Source organism: Nocardia sichangensis (assembly GCF_047200615.1).
Taxonomy (GTDB): Bacteria; Actinomycetota; Actinomycetes; order Mycobacteriales; family Mycobacteriaceae; genus Nocardia; species Nocardia sichangensis.
Genome location: NZ_JBJZOK010000002.1, coordinates 212158 through 228742 on the forward strand (window position 1 = coordinate 212158; position 16585 = coordinate 228742).

15 protein-coding genes are annotated in these 16585 nt (G+C 69.7%); 11 read left to right on the forward strand and 4 right to left on the reverse strand.

The genetic code is table 11. The features are described 5' to 3' along the window. The first annotated feature begins 222 nt into the window (after positions 1-222). The 7 genes from mqo to ACL03I_RS03510 all read left to right on the forward strand — a co-directional run bounded on the left by mqo (position 223) and on the right by ACL03I_RS03510 (position 7135). Positions 223-1737 carry a malate dehydrogenase (quinone) gene (gene mqo, locus ACL03I_RS03480; RefSeq protein WP_355070043.1) on the forward strand — a complete coding sequence of 505 codons (1515 nt, stop codon included), beginning with the start codon at positions 223-225 and terminating at the stop codon, positions 1735-1737. A 19-nt stretch (positions 1738-1756) separates the two neighbouring features. After that, positions 1757-2212, forward strand: coding sequence for a GNAT family N-acetyltransferase (locus ACL03I_RS03485; RefSeq protein ID WP_356961386.1), 456 nt, complete (start codon positions 1757-1759; stop codon positions 2210-2212). Positions 2213-2368: 156 nt separating this feature from the next. Then, positions 2369-4381, forward strand: a complete 2013-nt coding sequence (locus ACL03I_RS03490; protein ID WP_412805201.1) for a VWA domain-containing protein — start codon at positions 2369-2371, stop codon at positions 4379-4381. Further along, a complete protein-coding gene (locus ACL03I_RS03495) occupies positions 4378-4524 on the forward strand; it encodes a hypothetical protein (protein ID WP_355070047.1) in 147 nt (48 codons plus the stop codon). The genes ACL03I_RS03490 and ACL03I_RS03495 overlap by 4 nt, the downstream gene beginning before the upstream one ends. A 20-nt stretch (positions 4525-4544) precedes the next feature. After that, positions 4545-5159, forward strand: coding sequence for a cob(I)yrinic acid a,c-diamide adenosyltransferase (cobO, locus tag ACL03I_RS03500; RefSeq protein WP_355070049.1), 615 nt, complete (start codon positions 4545-4547; stop codon positions 5157-5159). A 79-nt stretch (positions 5160-5238) separates the two neighbouring features. Further along, positions 5239-6780: a cobyrinate a,c-diamide synthase gene (locus ACL03I_RS03505; protein WP_412805128.1), complete on the forward strand. Its 1542-nt coding sequence runs from the start codon at positions 5239-5241 to the stop codon at positions 6778-6780. Next, positions 6767-7135, forward strand: a complete 369-nt coding sequence (locus ACL03I_RS03510) for a cobalamin biosynthesis protein (RefSeq protein WP_412805129.1) — start codon at positions 6767-6769, stop codon at positions 7133-7135. Before ACL03I_RS03505 ends, ACL03I_RS03510 begins: the two co-directional genes overlap by 14 nt. Before the next feature lie 29 nt (positions 7136-7164). Here ACL03I_RS03510 and ACL03I_RS03515 read toward each other — a convergent pair whose 3' ends face one another. Continuing rightward, positions 7165-8262, reverse strand: coding sequence for a DUF7064 domain-containing protein (locus ACL03I_RS03515; protein ID WP_412805130.1), 1098 nt, complete (start codon positions 8260-8262; stop codon positions 7165-7167). Between the two features lie 2 nt (positions 8263-8264). Continuing rightward, positions 8265-9395 (reverse strand): phosphotransferase family protein, encoded by a 1131-nt coding sequence (locus ACL03I_RS03520; RefSeq protein WP_412805131.1) that lies wholly within the window; start codon positions 9393-9395, stop codon positions 8265-8267. 239 nt (positions 9396-9634) lie between these two features. Here ACL03I_RS03520 and ACL03I_RS03525 point away from each other — a divergent pair, with 239 nt between their 5' ends. Continuing rightward, entirely contained in the window at positions 9635-10993 is a 1359-nt protein-coding gene (locus tag ACL03I_RS03525; RefSeq protein WP_412805132.1) for a DoxX family protein, read from the forward strand. Between the two features lie 66 nt (positions 10994-11059). Beyond that, positions 11060-12418, forward strand: a complete 1359-nt coding sequence (locus ACL03I_RS03530) for a DoxX family protein (RefSeq protein WP_412805133.1) — start codon at positions 11060-11062, stop codon at positions 12416-12418. A gap of 17 nt (positions 12419-12435) precedes the next feature. On the opposite strand, the gene ACL03I_RS03535 is transcribed toward ACL03I_RS03530, so the two are convergent. After that, the gene (locus tag ACL03I_RS03535; protein WP_355070998.1) at positions 12436-12879 is read right to left on the reverse strand and encodes a nucleoside deaminase; all 444 of its coding nucleotides are present in this window, start codon (positions 12877-12879) and stop codon (positions 12436-12438) included. Between the two features lie 198 nt (positions 12880-13077). Between ACL03I_RS03535 and cobA the strand changes: the two genes are divergently transcribed. Both cobA and ACL03I_RS03545 read left to right on the forward strand, forming a co-directional pair. Then, complete coding sequence (cobA, locus tag ACL03I_RS03540; protein ID WP_412805134.1) at positions 13078-14352, forward strand: uroporphyrinogen-III C-methyltransferase; 1275 nt, start codon at positions 13078-13080, stop codon at positions 14350-14352. Positions 14353-14687: 335 nt separating this feature from the next. Then, complete coding sequence (locus tag ACL03I_RS03545) at positions 14688-16148, forward strand: MFS transporter (protein ID WP_355070065.1); 1461 nt, start codon at positions 14688-14690, stop codon at positions 16146-16148. A gap of 2 nt (positions 16149-16150) precedes the next feature. Here ACL03I_RS03545 and ACL03I_RS03550 read toward each other — a convergent pair whose 3' ends face one another. Then, positions 16151-16564: a PPOX class F420-dependent oxidoreductase gene (locus ACL03I_RS03550; protein WP_412805135.1), complete on the reverse strand. Its 414-nt coding sequence runs from the start codon at positions 16562-16564 to the stop codon at positions 16151-16153. Positions 16565-16585 lie beyond the last annotated feature (21 nt).

The window sequence follows — 16585 nt, forward strand, 5'->3', positions numbered from 1 at the left end:
CTCTGTCGCATTCCGCACATTCCGCAGGTTCGCTGCGGGGTGGCGGCGTGGTGAGGTGCACAATTGGGCTTAGGTGAACGGCGGGTAACCTGACTCCCGCCATGCCGTTCGGAACCGGCGGACGCCGGAACCGAGCCACAACTACACCGTGCCCAGGCTGGTCCACCCGCCCGGTGGGCCCGCGCAGACAAGGAAGTCGATCTACCCGTGCCGAACGCTGCCATGACTGAAAAGACCGATGTAGTACTCATCGGTGCCGGCATCATGAGTGCCACCCTCGGCGCGCTGCTGCGGCAGCTGCAGCCGGACTGGTCGATCTCCCTGTTCGAGCGGCTCGACGCCGCCGCCGCGGAGAGCAGCGATCCGTGGAACAACGCGGGCACCGGACACTCGGCGCTGTGCGAGCTGAACTACAGCCCGCAGGCGCCCGACGGCTCGGTGGACATCACCAAGGCCGTCGACATCAACGAGCGCTTCCAGGTCTCCCGCCAGTTCTGGTCCTACGGCGTGGAGAACGGCATCCTGCGCGATCCGTCCGCCTTCATCAACCCCATCCCGCACGTCAGCTTCGTGCACGGCGCCGACAACGTGCAGTACCTGCGCAAGCGGTACGAGGCGCTGGCGCCGCACCCGCTGTTCGAGGGCATGGAGTACATCGACAGCCCCGACGAGTTCTCCCGCCGACTGCCGCTGATGGCGCGCGGGCGCGACTTCTCCGATCCGATCGCGTTGAACTGGACCGACGGCGGCACCGACATCGACTTCGGCTCGCTCACCCAGGAACTGCTCGCCTACCTCGGCGCCTCCGGCGCCGACCTGGCCTTCGGGCACGAGGTGCGTGACCTGTCCAAGCAGTCCGACGGCTCCTGGCTGGTCACGGTCCGCAACGTACGCACCCGCGAAAGTCGCACGCTGATCAGCAAATTCGTCTTCGTCGGCGCGGGCGGCGGCGCGCTGCCGCTGCTGCAGAAGGCGAATATCAAGGAAGCGAAGGGCTTCGGCGGGTTCCCGGTGAGCGGTCAGTTCTTCCGCTGCGTGAACCCGGCGCTGATCAACCAGCACGAGGCCAAGGTGTACGGCAAGGCCGCGGTCGGCGCTCCGCCGATGTCGGTGCCGCACTTGGACACTCGCGTCATCAAGGGCAAGCCGGGCCTGCTGTTCGGCCCGTACGCTGGCTGGACGCCGAAGTTCCTCAAGGACGGCAAGAACACCGACCTGTTCAAGTCGGTGCGGCCGAACAACATCTTCTCGCTGCTCGGCGTCGGCGTCACCGAACTCGGCCTGACCAAGTACCTGGTCAGCGAGCTGCTGAAGTCGGAGGCGGGCAAGGTGATCACGCTGTCGGAGTTCATCCCGCGCGCCGAGGCCAGGGACTGGGAGCTGATCACCGCGGGCCAGCGCGTGCAGGTGATCCGGCGCAAGGGCGCGGGTGGCGTGCTCGAGTTCGGCACCGCCGTGATCGCCGCCCAGGACGGCACCATCGCCGGTCTGCTCGGCGCGTCCCCGGGCGCCTCCACCTGCGTGACCGCCATGCTGGACGTGCTGCAGCGGTGCTTCCCGCAGGAGTACGCCGAATGGACGCCGAAGCTGAAGGAGATGGTGCCCTCGCTGGGCGTCAAGCTCTCGGAGGACCCGGCGCTGTTCCACGAAGTGTGGGATTGGACCTCCAAAGCGCTCAACCTCGTCGACGGCGGCGACAACACGCCGAGACGTGCAGGGGTCGCGGCGAACGCCTAGGTTGTGATAGCAAGGCGCGATGATGTCAACGGTTGCTCTCAAACGCTCCTGGGCGCAGGATCTCGATACCGCGACGCTCTACCAGCTGTTGAAACTTCGCGTCGAAGTCTTCGTCGTCGAACAGAAGTGCGCGTACCCCGAACTGGACGGGAAGGACCTGCTTCCCGAGACCCGGCACTTCTGGCTCGATGACGAGGGCGAGGTCATCGCCACGCTGCGGTTGTGCGAAGAGCACCGCGACGGTGTGAAGAGCTTCCGTATCGGCAGGCTCTGCACCGCGGTCCCCGCTCGCGGACACGGGTACACCACGCGACTGCTGCAGGCGGCGCTGGCCGAGGTGGGTTCGGCGACGGTGCGCCTGAGCGCGCAGAGCTACCTGATCGACCTGTACACCAAGCACGGCTTCAAGGTCGACGGCCCGGAGTTCGAGGAAGACGGCATCGCGCACGTGCCGATGCGCAGGGGAGGCGAGTAGCCACTCCGTCCGCCATTCGCACCCGCTCCGGAAGTCTCCGGGGCGGGTGCGGCGCTTTCGGGGCCCGCCCGCATCGGTTCTGAATCGAAGGGCCCTGTCGGATGGGTGCGGGCGCGCCCTTAGAGTTGGGGCGTGTCCCTGTCCCATGCCGAAACAGTGCCTACGTCCGATCAGCGCGGCCGAACACTTTCCGCCTCGGACGGTGAGGCGGGATTTCCCTTCTCGGCGGTGGTCGGGCAGGAACGGCTGCAACTGGCGCTGATTCTCTGCGCGGTGCATCCCGGTATCGGCGGCGTGCTGGTGCGCGGCGAGAAGGGCACCGCGAAATCGACCGTGGTGCGCGCGCTGGCGCAGTTGCTGCCGCCGGTGGTGGACGAGACCGGCGCGCGGCCCGCTCGCTTGGTGGAGTTGCCGGTGGGCGCGACCGAGGACCGCGTGGTCGGCTCGCTGGACTTGGAGCGGGTGCTGCGCGACGGGGAGCAGGCGTTCCGACCCGGCCTGCTGGCCGCCGCCCATCACGGTGTGCTGTACGTCGATGAGGTCAATCTGCTGCACGACCATCTGGTGGACGTGCTGCTGGACGCCGCGGCGATGGGCCGGGTGCACATCGAGCGCGACGGTGTGTCGCATTCGCACCCGGCGCGATTCGTTCTGGTAGGCACCATGAATCCAGAAGAGGGCGAGCTGCGTCCACAGCTGCTGGATCGATTCGGCCTGACCGTGGACGTGGCCGCCTCCCGGGACGTGGACGTGCGCATGGCGGTGGTGCGCCGGAGGCTGGACTACGAGGCCGACCCGGCCCGATTCGCCGCCGGGTACGCCGAGGCCGACCAGGAAGTGGCCGAACGGATTCTCGCCGCTCGCGACCGGCTGGGACAGGTGGCGCTCGACGATGTGGAGCTGCGCCGGATCGCCGCGCTGTGCGCCGCGTTCGACGTCGACGGCATGCGCGCCGACCTGGTCGTCGCGCGCACCGCGACAGCGCACGCCGCATGGCGCGGCGGCGACGCGGTGACCGAGCACGACGTGCGGGTGGCCGCCGAACTGGCGTTGCCGCACCGGCGCAGGCGCGATCCGTTCGACGAGCCCGGCATCAGCGAGCAACAGCTCGACGACGCCATGCGCGACGCCGCCGCGGAGGCGCAACGCGAACAGCCGTCGTCCGCGCAGCAGGACGCCGGGGAGGCCGACGGTGCGGTGACGGACGACGAAAGACGGGCTCGTCCCGGGGACGACCCGGACGACCCCCTACCGCCGGAAGGTCCGGGCGGAGGCCATGAAGACCCGTCGCCGCCGGACGGTCCGGGTGGCGGGCGCTCGGGTGAAGGTCGTACCGGCACACCGGTTTCCGCTGGTGCGCGGACACCGCGCTGGGAGGTGCCCGGTGTCGGCGAGGGCGCTCCGGGGCGCCGCTCACGCGCGGAATCCCGGCACGGGCGAGCGGTGCGTTCCAGCACCGACACCTCCTCGGGGCTGCACCTGCTCGGCACCGTGTTCGCGGCCGCGCCGCATCAGCATGCGCGCGGGCGGGCCGCCGGGCCGTTGCGGCTGGCCGCCGAGGACCTCCGTGGTGCGTATCGGGAAGGCCGCGAAGGCAATCTGGTCGTGTTCGTCGTCGACGCGTCCGGCTCGATGGCCGCCCGCGACCGGTTGTCCGCGGTCACCGGCGCGGTCGTCACGCTGCTGCGCGACGCCTACCAGCGCCGCGACAAGGTCGCCGTCGTCACCGTGCGGGGTGCGGAGGCCGAACTCGTGCTGCCGCCCACCTCGTCGGTCGACATCGCGGTGCGCCGGTTGTCCGGGATGCGCACGGGCGGGAAGACGCCGCTGGCCGCGGGCCTGCTGAAGGCGCGCGAGATCGTGCTGCGCGAGCGGGTGCGGGATCCGCGCCGCAGGCCCATGCTGGTACTGCTCACCGACGGCCGCGCCACCGGTGGTGCGGACCCGGTTCCCCGCGCCCGCGCCGCGGCCCGCTCGCTCGCCAGGGACGCGGTCACCTCGATCGTGGTCGACTGCGAACGCGGCATGATCCGCCTCGGCCTCGCCGCGGATCTGGCTCGCGACCTGCGCGGCGGATATCTGCGGTTGGCCGAGCTGACCGGCGATGCGGTCGCCGATGTCGTGCGGTCGAGTTCCGCACGCCCGAGTGGTGCGGTTCGAGCGGCGTGATCACGACTTTCGATCGGCGTGTCCGCTACGTGCCGCTCGGCGGCACTCGCCTGGTGGGCGGCGCGATCGGTCGAGCGAGCACGCGCCCGTTCGGTCCGGGCCGGTTGTGTGAGGTCGTGGCTTCCGACCTGGACACGCTGTAGGTCGAGAGCAAGGAGATTCGATGCCCAAGGGTGTTCCCGAGACCGTTCCCGACGACGGACTGACCACGCGGCAGCGGCGCAACCAGCCGGTGCTCGCCGTGCACACGGGGCCGGGCAAGGGCAAGTCGACGGCCGCGTTCGGGATGGCGCTGCGGGCCTGGAACCAAGGTTTCGACGTCGCGGTGTTCCAATTCGTGAAGAGCGCCAAATGGAAGGTCGGGGAGGAAGCCGCCTTCCGCGCTCTCGGCACACTGCACGAGCAGACCGGCGCGGGCGGGCCGGTCGAATGGCACAAGATGGGCGAGGGCTGGTCCTGGACCCGCAAGCAGGGCACGGAAGACGACCACGCCGCGGCCGCGCTGGCGGGCTGGCAGGAGATCGCCCGCCGCCTGAGAACCGAACAACACCGTTTCTACGTCCTCGACGAATTCACCTACCCCCTCAAATGGGGCTGGGTGGACACCGCCGAAGTAGTCGAAACCCTCCGCACCCGCCCCGGAAACCAACACGTCGTCATCACCGGCCGCGACGCCCCCCAACCCCTCCTCGAAGCCGCCGACCTGGTCACCGAAATGACCAAACTCAAACACCCCATGGACGCGGGCCGCAAAGGCCAACGAGGCATCGAATGGTGATCTCCGCGAGTGGCACATGGCTGCGGCGAATCGCGAGAGGGCCGCACGAGGGTGCGCCACTCGTGAAGCGGAGGCGGGGATGAGAGCCGTTGTGGTGGCGGCGCCGGCGTCGGGGAGCGGCAAGACGACGGTGGCGACCGGGTTGGTGGGGGCGTTGCGGCGGGTGGGGCATCGGGTGGCGCCGTTCAAGGTGGGGCCGGATTACATCGATCCGGGATATCACGGGTTGGCGGCGGGGCGGCCGGGGAGGAATCTGGATCCGGTGCTGGTGGGGGAGGAACGGGTTGTGCCGTTGTACCGGCACGGCGCGTGGGGGTGCGATCTCGCCGTGGTCGAGGGCGTGATGGGGCTGTTCGACGGGCGGATCGATGAACACTATTCCGGCGCGGTGGCGGAGGGTTCGACGGCGCAGGTCGCGGCTCTGCTCGGGGCGCCGGTGGTGCTGGTGGTGGACGCGCGCGGGCACAGCCAGAGCCTGGCGGCGCTGCTGCACGGATTCGCGACCTTCGACAGCGGCGTCCGGCTCGGCGGTGTGATCCTGAATCGGGTCGGCAGCGAACGGCACGAGCAAGTGCTGCGCGCCGCCTGCGATCGCGTCGGGTTGCCGGTGCTCGGGTCGTTGCCGCGCCTGGCCGAACTCGAGGTGCCTTCCCGGCATCTCGGCTTGATCCCGGCCGTGGAACACGGTTCTGCCGCGACAGCGGCGGTGGCGGCGATGACGGACCTCGTCGCCGCGCATGTGGACCTGCACGCCGTCGCCGCACTCGCTCGCTCGTCGGTGGCGAGACCCGCGTGGGATCCCGCCGCGGCCGTGCGTGGGCTCGAAGGGATAGAGGACACCGCGGCGTCGCTCGGTGAAGCCGGTGACATGGCGGCGACGACATTTGTCGGCGGTGATCGGGACTCGCGCGTCTCCACGGAGCCTGGTGGTATCTCGCGAGCCGACGAAAGCACGGACGGCGCGATCGTCATCGGCGGACCCGCCGATCGGGAGGGTCCGCTGATCGCCGTGGCGGGTGGCCCGGCGTTCACGTTCGGCTATGCCGAGCACCGCGAGTTGCTGACGGCCGCGGGGGCACAAGTGGTCGTCTTCGATCCGCTGCACGACGAATTGCCTGCCGGGACAGCAGGGTTGGTGCTGCCAGGTGGCTTCCCCGAGGAGCACGCCGCGGAGCTGGCCGCCAATTCCGGCCTGTTGCGGGCGGTGGCCGAAGCCGCACGCCACGGGATGCCGGTCCATGCCGAATGCGCCGGGCTGCTGTATCTGACCCGTTCGCTGGACGGGCACCCGATGGCCGGAGTGGTGGAGGCCGACGCCGCGTTCGGGCCGCGCCTGACGCTCGGTTACCGAGACGCCGTCGCGCTCGCCGACTCGCCGTTGTGGCGGGCCGGGGAACGGGTCCGTGGGCACGAATTCCACCGCACGCGCGTGGTGTCCGCGCCGCCACGGAATCCGGCGTGGGGATGGCGGGGAAGCGCGGGAGAGCGCGTCCAGGAAGGGGCGCTCAGCGGCAACGTGCATGCCTCGTACCTGCATACACATCCGGCGGGGAATCCCCAGGCGGTGCGTCGATTCGTGACGGAGACAGTGCGTTTCGCGAGTTCCCGTGCCGTCCGCTGAGATCGTCGTCGGCATCGGCCTGCGACCGCGCACTTCGGCCCGCACGATTCGCGCTGCCCTGCACGAGGGCGTAGGCGACCATCGGATCGTGTGCCTCGCCACCATCACGCGGCGCTCCGCCGAACCCGGACTGCGCGCGGTCGCCGCTGACCTCAGGGTGCCGCTACGGTCCTACTCCGCCGACGAACTGGCGGCGGTCACCGTCCCGAACCCGGGAGACCGGACGCGTGCCGCCATCGGCACGGCCAGCGTCGCGGAGGCCGCGGCACTGCTCGCCGCCGAAGGCGGGCCGCTGGTGCTGTCCAAGCGCGTCGTGCACGGCGTGGTGCTCGCTGCAGCGCTGTATGAGCGATAGAGCCGTTCGACCCTGCTCCGGCCCCTGTTTCAGGGAGCGACCGAGCCCCAGTCGGCGAAGCCGGTGGGGTCGTGGCGGCCGATGCTGGCGTGCTCGAACAGGCCCCAGCCTTCGGCGTCGCCGCAGCGGGCGCGGGCCACGTGGTCGGTGACGCCGTAGGGGATGCGGGCGGCGATCCCAGGGTCGGTGAGGTCGTAGCGGCTGGAGGAGGACCAGTCGCGGCCTTTCCACTGGCCGTGCTGCCAGTCGGGATCGCCGCCGTAGCCGCATCCGACGTGCAAGGGAACGCCCGTGCCCGGCGTGATCTCGATCTCCAGGGGTTTGCCGTCCGGCGTGGTCAGCTCCAGTCGCGCCCCGACGGGAAGCCTGGTGCCGGAACGATAGTCGATGGCGATGCGGGGCCAGCCGAGCTGTTCGGTGCGCCCGTCCGGCCAGATCCGGGTCGCGTCGTTGAGGGTGCGCCTGCCGTCCGGCTCCTCCTGCACGATGACCACGACGGCGAAGTCGTCGAACCGCAGCGGCACGTACAGCCACCAGAATCCGCCCGAGGGCTCGGCGGCCGCGCGTCCGGGCGGCTCGGTCTCGCCGACCGGGCGGATGCCCCACGAACGATCCCTGGTCCCGGTCCACACCGCCGGGTCGACCATGATGTCGTCGCCGTCCACGTGCAGCGTTCCCGCCCACGAGCCGACCTGCGCGAATCGGGACGCGTCGATGATCGGCCGGTTGCCCGCGAGGATCTGGTGCGGTTGTTCCTGCACGGCGGGGAAGGCCCCGGTCCAGGTCAGGTCGAAGCCGAGATCGTCGTGCTCGCAGACCACCCGGATGCGCCGCAGCGGTTCGATCACTTCGACGCGGTAGCCGCCGACGCGCTGGTCGAGGCTCCGGTCGCCGAGCGCGTCGGAGAAGCGCACCGCGCGCACCGTGTCGCCGCGCCGGACGGCGGCGTAGGCGTCGGTCACCCCGAGGTTGGGGTACACGCCGAGACCGGTGATCAGGAACGTGCCGCCGTCGCGGTCGTGCGCGTTGAAGTAGCTGCGGTCGTAGAAGTTCCGATCGCTACTGGCCACCCGGGCCAGCGACAGCGGGGTCTGGTGGATCGGGTACTCGTCCAAGGGCACAGGCATGATCAGTCCCATTCGTAGGTTCCGTCGAGCAGCGCTTCCAGGCTTGCCCGGTGCATGACGTAGTCGTCGCGGTCCGGCGTGTCGGTGTCCTCGCCGAAGTGGATCATCCTGCGTTTCACCCGCGCCATCACGATCGCGTGCCGCAGCGCGGCGTACACGAGGTAGAAATCGAGATCGCGCACCGTGTGACCGGTCAGCTCCTCGTATTTCGACACCACGTCGTCGCGGCGGAGGAAATCGGGGAGCCCCGGCTGCCCGAAGCGGGTGGCCAGGTCCTGGAAGAACCGGTGGATGAAGATCACCCAGCCCAGGTCGAGTTCCCGCGGCCCGAGGGCGGCCATCTCCCAGTCCAGTACCGCCACCGGGTCGAATTCGCGGTAGATGATGTTGCCCGGGCGGGCGTCGCCCCAAGTGAGCACATCCGGACCGGGGTCGGCGGGCCAGTGCTCCTCCAGCCAGGTGAAACTTCGCTCGATGAGTGGGATCTCGTAGCCGTCGTCCGCGAGCGCCCACCGGTACCAGGAGCGCTGCGCGGCGACGTGCCTGCGCAGCGAGTCACCCGGCCCGCTCAGCATCGGGAAGTGCGCAGCCGGGTCGGGGATGCCGTGGATCTTCGCGATCACCTCGACGGTGTTGTGGGTGAGCCGAAGGCGGTCGGCGGGATCGGCATCGAACAGCCAGCCGATGAACACGTACGGCGGGTTGTCCGTAGGCACCCGTCCGTCCACCCGGCGCATGACGAAGAACGGTGCGCCGAGCGGCTTTTCGTCGTTCTCCAGCCAGCACAGGCCCGGCACCGGCACGTCGGTGGCCGCGGCGACGCCGGCCATCACCTGGTACTGGGTGGCCAGGTCGTAGGTCTCGAAGACCGGGAACGATCCGGTCTCGGGCGCCATCCGCGCCACGAACGACCCGCGCTCCGCCCGACCCCCGACGGTCCATTCGGCGTCGAACAAAATCGAGGTGCTGGACATGCCGCCGGACTGTGGACGCGACAGATCCGAGATGCGCGGCAACTCGTCCGCGGCGACCTTCGCGTTCAGCCAGCGCGCCAGGTTCCCGGCGAGCGTGTCCAGGTCGCGTTCGCTGACGGTCAGCTGCTGTCGCTGTGCCGGGTCCGGATCGTCGGTCATCGTTGTCCTCCTGACACGTGCGGCCCGGGTGCACCGCTGGCGGTGCGCCGGGATACGCGACTGTAACGCGTTCTAGTTATTGACGGGCCGGAACCGGGAACGAATCCCGGCGCCGCTCGGTGCGGCGGGCACGTAGGCCGAAAGAAGTACCCGGAAATCCAGGGTTTTCCCGGAGGTCATCCCATGACCTGGTCGGATACTTTCGGCTGGCCAATCTGTCGGCCTGCGAGGGGAGCGGTGTGCGTACCGTCGAAATGGAAGTCCTGACGAGCGGCGAGGCGCGAACCGGTGGCGAGCGGCGGCCGTGGAGCCTGCCGGCCCGGATCGCGTTCCGCTTCGTCTTCGCGTACTTCGGTCTGTTCTGCCTGCTGTTCGCCCAGATCCTCTTCGTCTTCACCGGGATACTGAGCAAGTGGCTGCCCGAGAGCGCGATCCTGTGGCAGATGCGCACGACGAGCCCGCTGGTCGGGTGGGTCGGCGAGCGTGTCTTCGGGGTCGAAGCCGTCTTGCGCGAGAATTCGGGCAGCGGCGACCAGGCCGCGATCTGGCTGCTGATCTTCTGCGAACTCGTCGCCGCGGCGCTGATCACGATCGTCTGGTCGATCCTCGATCGCCGCCGCCGGGACCACACGGCACTGCGCAACTGGTTCCTGGTGTTCATCCGGCTGTGCCTGGGCGGCCAAATGCTCTTCTACGGTCTGGCCAAGGCGATTCCGTCGCAGATGCCCGCGCCTTCGCTGACCGCGCTGCTGCAACCGTACGGGACGATGAGCCCGGCGTCGGTGCTCTGGAACCAGGTCGGCGCCGCGCCCATGTACGAAATCCTGCTCGGTACGGCCGAGGTGCTCGGTGGCCTGCTGCTGTTCCTCCCGCGCACCGCGACGGCGGGCGCGTTGCTCAGTCTGGTGAGCATGGCGCAGGTCTTCGTGCTGAACATGACCTACGACGTGCCGGTAAAGATCCTCTCGTTCCACTTGCTGCTGCTCTCGCTGGTGGTGCTGGCACCGCAGGCCGGGCGGTTGGCGAACCTGCTCGTGCTGGAACGCCCGTCCGAACCGGCCGCGCAGCCGCCGCTGTTCGGTTCCCGCCGCGCGAACCGGATCGCGGCGGCGGCGCAAGTGGCTCTGGGCCTGTGGGTGCTGATCGGCGGTGTGTACATCGGCTGGCACACCTGGCGCGAGTCGGGTGACGGCGCGCCGAAGCCCGCGCTCTACGGCATCTGGACCGTCGGCGAGTTCACCAGGGACGGGCATCCGGCGCCGCCGCTGCTCACCGACGAGGGCCGCTGGCGGCGGCTCGTCTTCGACCGCCATGGCACGACCGTGCAGAAGATGGACGACTCGTTCGTGCCCGTCGTGGCAGTGGTCGACGAGGCCGCGCACACCATTGTTCTGTCGGAGGCTCCCCAGTCGGCAGGCGCTCCGCCCGCCCGCCTCGGCGCCTTCACCTTCACCCGACCCGGTACCGACACGCTGTCGTTGACGGGTGAGCTGAACGGAACGCCGGTGACCCTGTCGCTGGACCGGATGGACCTGAATTCCTTCCCGCTGCGCGGCCGGGGATTCCACTTCGTTCAGGAATACCCGTACTTCCGCTGAAATCCCCTACGGCCACGGCTCTTTTCGATACCTTCGGTCTGCATCGACTCGGACTGGAGGGCCGTCGTGACCGAAGCGATCCTGGATCGGACAGACGCCGCCGCTAGCGCGGAGGACGCCGGAGTCCGGCCGTGGAGCGGGGCGACCCGGGTGACGTTCCGTTTCGGCTTCCTGTACTTCGGACTGTTCTGCCTGGCGTATCCGTCGATCGTCCCGGAGTTCCTCGGACTGACGCGCGAATGGCTGCCGGACTGGGTGAACTACGGCGCGGCCCGCGCGCTGCGTCCGGTGGTGGAGGGGGTCGGGACGCGCGTGTTCGGCGCGTCCGTCGCGGCGAACACCGCTTCGATCAGCGGTGACCAGGCGTACTTCTGGGTGCTGGTGTTCGTCGTCCTGGTGGCCGCGGTGTTCGGAACCCTGCTCTGGAGCGTGCTGGATCGGCAGCGGCCGCATTACCGCGCCGTGCAACCGTGGTTCCTGCTGTTCGTGCGTTTGTGCCTGGCGGGGCAGCTGGTCTCCTACGGCATGGCGAAGGCCGTCCTGACCCAGATGCCGCCCACACCGCTGAGCCGATTGCTCGAGCCCTACGGGAACTTCAGTCCGATGGCGGTGCTCTGGAACCACATCGGGGTGTCGCCGCAGTACGAGATCCTGCTGGGCTCGGCAGAACTGCTCGCCGGTGTGCTGCTGTTCGTACCGCGCACCGCGCTGGTGGGCGCCATGCTCGCCTTGGTATGCACGACACAGGTGTTCGTGCTGGACATGACCTACGACGTGCCCGCGAAAATCCTGTCGTTCCACCTGATGTTGCTGTGCCTGGTGCTGCTCGTTCCGGAGGCCGGGCGTCTGGCGAACGCGCTCGTACTGGACCGGCCCACCGGACCGTCGACGACACCGCCGTTGCTGCACTCGCCCCGGGCCCGTCGGATCGCGGCCGCGGCGCAGATCGCGCTCGGGGTGTGGCTGGTGTTCTCGAACGCCTACACCGGCTGGGAAAGGTGGAACGAAGAGGGAGCCGGGCGGCCGGAACCTCCGCTGTACGGCATCTGGGCGGTCACCGACTTCAGCGTGGACGGCAAACCGCTTCCACCGTTGAGCACCGATCAATTACGTTGGCAGAAAATCGTCTTCGACCGGGACGGGGCGACCGTGCAACGAATGGACGGTCAGTTGGTCCCGGTGCTCGCCATGGTCGATCCCGGCGCGCGCACGCTTGTCATGGCCGCGCCGCCGACGGCCGTCGGCGGGGGACCGCAACCGCTGGGCAGTTTCGGCTTCGACCGGCCCGCGCCCGAACGGCTGACCTTGACGGGCACGCTCGCCGGACAGCCGGTCTCGGTGGCGCTGACCTCCGTCGCGCTCGAGGACTTCCCATTGCGCAGCCGTGGTTTTCATTGGGTGCAGGAATATCCGTATTTCCGCTGAGCCGCCCGCGGCTCGGGTCAAGCCTCGAGATCGTCGGCGAATCCGATGTCCTCGTGCCACAGCGCGGGATGCTCGGCGATGAAGCGGGTCATCAGGTCGATGCAGCGCCGGTCTTCCAGGACGGTGACGGCGACGCCGTGCCCGGCGAGCCATTCGTGCCCGCCGGAGAAGGTCTGCGACTCCCCGACCACCACCGAGCCGATGCCGAACTGACGGACCAGGCCGCTGCAATACCAGCACGGCGAAAGCGTGGTGACCATGATGGTGTCGCGGTAATCGCGGCGACGTCCCGCCGCGCGGAAGGCGTCGGTCTCGGCGTGCATGCTGGGGTCGCCGGACTGCACCCGGCGGTTGCGGCCACGCCCGAGCAGGGTGCCGCCCGCGTCGAAGAGGGCGGCGCCGATCGGGATCCCGCCCTCGGCGAGCCCGCGCAGCGCCTCGTCGTAGGCCACGTCGAGCAGTCGTGCCGGTGTCGGCTGCTTCATCGGTCCGCCTTTCCGAGCTGGACGACTACACCGCAACCTACCGCCGCGGACCGCCGAATCGCTTGTTACCGCTGGTCGCAGTAGGTTTTCCCGGCCGCGCGGTCGTTGCGTCGTCCGTGCGGGCGTGCCGGTCGATTGCCGGTGCCCGACGGTCACGCCGTAGGCTCGAAACTTGTGCCGAACACGTCAGACGCAACGCAAGAGCAGCCCACCGGCGACCCGAACTACCTGGTCGGGCTCGATCTGCACGGACGGCGTGTCGTCGTGGTCGGCGGTGGGTCGGTGGCGCAGCGCAGGCTGGGCCTGCTGATCGCCTCCGGCGCGGACGTCCACGTCGTGAGTCGTGCCGTCACGCCGGCGGTCGAGGGAATGGCGAGCTCCGGGCAGATCACCGTCACGCTGCGCGATTACGCCGACGGCGACCTCGACGGCGCCTGGTACGCGATCGCGTGCACCGACGAACCCGAGACCAACGCGGCGGTGGTGGCGGAGGCGACCCGGCGGCGGGTCTTCTGCGTGCGGGCCGACACGGCACGGCTGGGCACGGCGGTCACCCCGGCCACCGCGCGCTACGACGGGCTCACCCTCGGTGTGCTCGCGAGCGGGCAGCACCGGCGCTCGGCGGCCGTGCGCAACGCGTTGCTGGAAGCCCTGCAATCCGGTGTCGTGAGCGACGACTCGACGCCGATCGCGCCCGGTGTCGCCCTGGTGGGCGGTGGGCCCGGTGATCCCGACCTGATCACCGTGCGCGGACGGCGGCTGCTGGCCAGGGCGGATCTGGTGGTGGCCGACCGGCTCGCGCCGCCGGAACTGCTCGCCGAGCTCGGGCCCGAGGTCGAGGTGGTCGACGCCGCCAAGATCCCGTACGGACGGGCGATGGCGCAGGAAGCGATCAACAACGCGCTGATCGAAGGCGCGAAGGCGGGCAAGTTCGTGGTGCGGCTCAAGGGCGGCGACCCGTACGTGTTCGGGCGCGGGTACGAGGAGCTGGAGGCCTGTGTGGCCGCCGGGGTCCCGGTCACGGTGGTGCCCGGCGTCACCAGTCCCATCTCGGTGCCCGCCGCGGCGGGTATCCCGGTGACCCATCGCGGCGTCACCCACGAGTTCGTGGTGGTGAGCGGGCACGTCGCGCCGGATCACCCGGATTCGCTGGTGGACTGGCCCGCACTGGCCCGGCTGCGCGGCACCCTGGTGCTGATGATGGCGGTGGAGCGGATCGAACAATTCGCCGCCGCGCTGCTGGAGGGCGGTCGTCCGGAGGGTACCCCCGCCACCGTCATCCAGGAGGGCACGCTGCGCACGCAGCGCGTGCTGCGCGCCGATCTCGGCACGGTGGCCGCCCGGGTTCGCGCCGAGGGCATCCGCCCACCCGCGATCGTGGTGATCGGCCCGACCGCCGGTTTCTCCGCCGACGCGCTCGTTCCGCACGCCGACTCCGCGGCGGGCTAGCGTCCGCGGCGGTGCGGCGATCCGATTCCGCGAGACCATGTCCGCGTCGACCGCCGCCCGTCCCGGTCGCGGTGGCACCTGTGCCGGTGGCCGCCCGCCGAGTGCGCGCGTCGTCGCTCGCGGGCCGGCGCCCGATCCGCCCCGCGACGTGCCGCACAGCAGGTCGCTCAGTCGACCGAGGGCTGGCACTGGAGTGGACGAGCCGGAGACCTTTCGGGCCGCCCGGATCACAGGGCGCGCTCCCCGTCGTGTACCCGGCCGGGCCGGTGGGCGGACAAATACGGCAGCGGCATCAATTACAGTGACTCACTGTGCTTCGGAACCCCGCTGCGACGATGCAGTATCCAGTGACGCAGCGGGCCTTCGGGCTCGCGATCCTAGTCCTGAGCGGATTGCAGCTCATGGTCGTGCTCGACGGCACGGTCGTGATCTTCGCGCTGCCGCGGCTGCAAGAGGAAATGGGGTTGTCCAGCGCGGGCAGCGCGTGGACGGTGACCTCCTACGGGCTCACCTTCGCGGGTCTGATGCTGCTCGGCGGCAGGCTCGGTGACGCGTTCGGCCGCAAGCGCATGCTCGTGGTCGGTGTCGCGGTGTTCACGCTGGCCTCGCTGTTGTGCGGATTGGCGCAGAACCAGGCGATGCTGCTCGCCGCGCGGGCCTTCCAGGGCGCGGGCGCGGCCGTCGCGGCGCCGACCGCGTTCGCGCTCGTGGCGACGACCTTCGCGCCGGGCAAGGCACGCAACCAGGCGATCGCGATCGTCGGGTCGATGGTCGGCATCGGCTCCGTCGGCGGCCTCGTGGTCGGCGGCGCGCTGACCCAGTTGTCGTGGCGGTGGATCTTCCTGATCAACGTCCCGATCGGCGCGCTGATCATCCTCGGCGCGGCCTACAAGCTCGCCGACACCGAACATCACCGTTCGGCCCTCGACATCCCCGGCGCGGTGCTCGGCACCTTCGCCTGCGCGTCGATCGTGTTCGGCGCGACCGAGGGGCCGGAGATGGGGTGGGGGCACCCGGCGATCATCGGTTCGCTGATCGCGGGCGTCGTGCTGCTGATCGTCTTCGTGGCGCTGGAACGGCGGGTGGACGACCCGCTGCTGCCGTGGTCGCTGTTCGACAGCCGTGACCGCGTCGCCACCTTCCTGCTGATCTTCCTGGCCGGTGGCGTGCTGGGCGCGATGACCTTCTTCGTCGCCCAGTTCATGCAGAACGTCATCGGGTACGGGCCGCTCAAGGCGGGCGTCGCGGCGATTCCGTTCACCGTCGGCATCGGCATCGGCGGCGCGGTGGCCTCCAAGGCCGCGCTGTACATCGCGCCGCGCTGGCTGCTCGCGGGCGCGGCCGTGGTGCTCGGTGTCGGACTGCTGTTCGGCTCCACCCTCGACGGCGAGGTCATGTACTTCGCCACGCTGCTGCCGCTGCTGGTGGTGATCGGCTTCGGCGTCGGCATCGCCATGGTGCTCGCACCGCTGTGCGTGCTGGTCGGCGTGCCGCCCGCCAATATCGGCCCGCTGGCCGCGGTCGGGCAGATGTTCATGAACCTTGCCACTCCCGTGGCCATCGGCCTGCTCACCCCGATCGCCGCCTCCCGCACCCTCTCGCTCGGCGGCCGCACCGAGAAGGTGGCCGGGATGACGTCCGCGGAGATCGCCGCGCTCGGCAACGGCTACACCCTGGTGCTGTTCGTCTGCGCCTTCGCCGCGTTCGCGGCCGGGCTGGTCGCCCTGACCCTGCGCTTCACCCCGCAGCAACTGGCCATGGCCCAGCACGCCCAAGAAGAAGCCCAGCAGGCCTGAACTCAGAACCTCCCCGCTACTCGACGGGGTGTCACGCGCACGATGACGCGCGGGCCGTCGTTGACGGAGGCGGGGTTGAAGTCCACGTACTTCTGTCCGGTGTACTTCGCCGACAGCTCGTTGGGCAGCGTCTTCTCCGGATCGGGCGTGAGGGTCGCGCTGCCCCGGATCTCCGCGTAGACGTACGGGTTGTCCGGCGGATTGATCAGCACGGTGATGCGCGGGTCGCGCGCGAGGTTCTTGCTCTGCTGGCGATCTGTCGTGGTGGAGAAGAGCAGGTCGTTGCCGTCGCGCTTCAGCCAGATCACGGTCAGGTGCGGCTGCCCGTTGGGGCCGATCGTGGCCGCGGTGGCGAAGACCTTCTCTTCGTCCAGGTACTTCTTCAGTTCGTCGGAGAACTCAGCGGTAGTGGTCACGCTCTGAGCGAACAGCGCCAG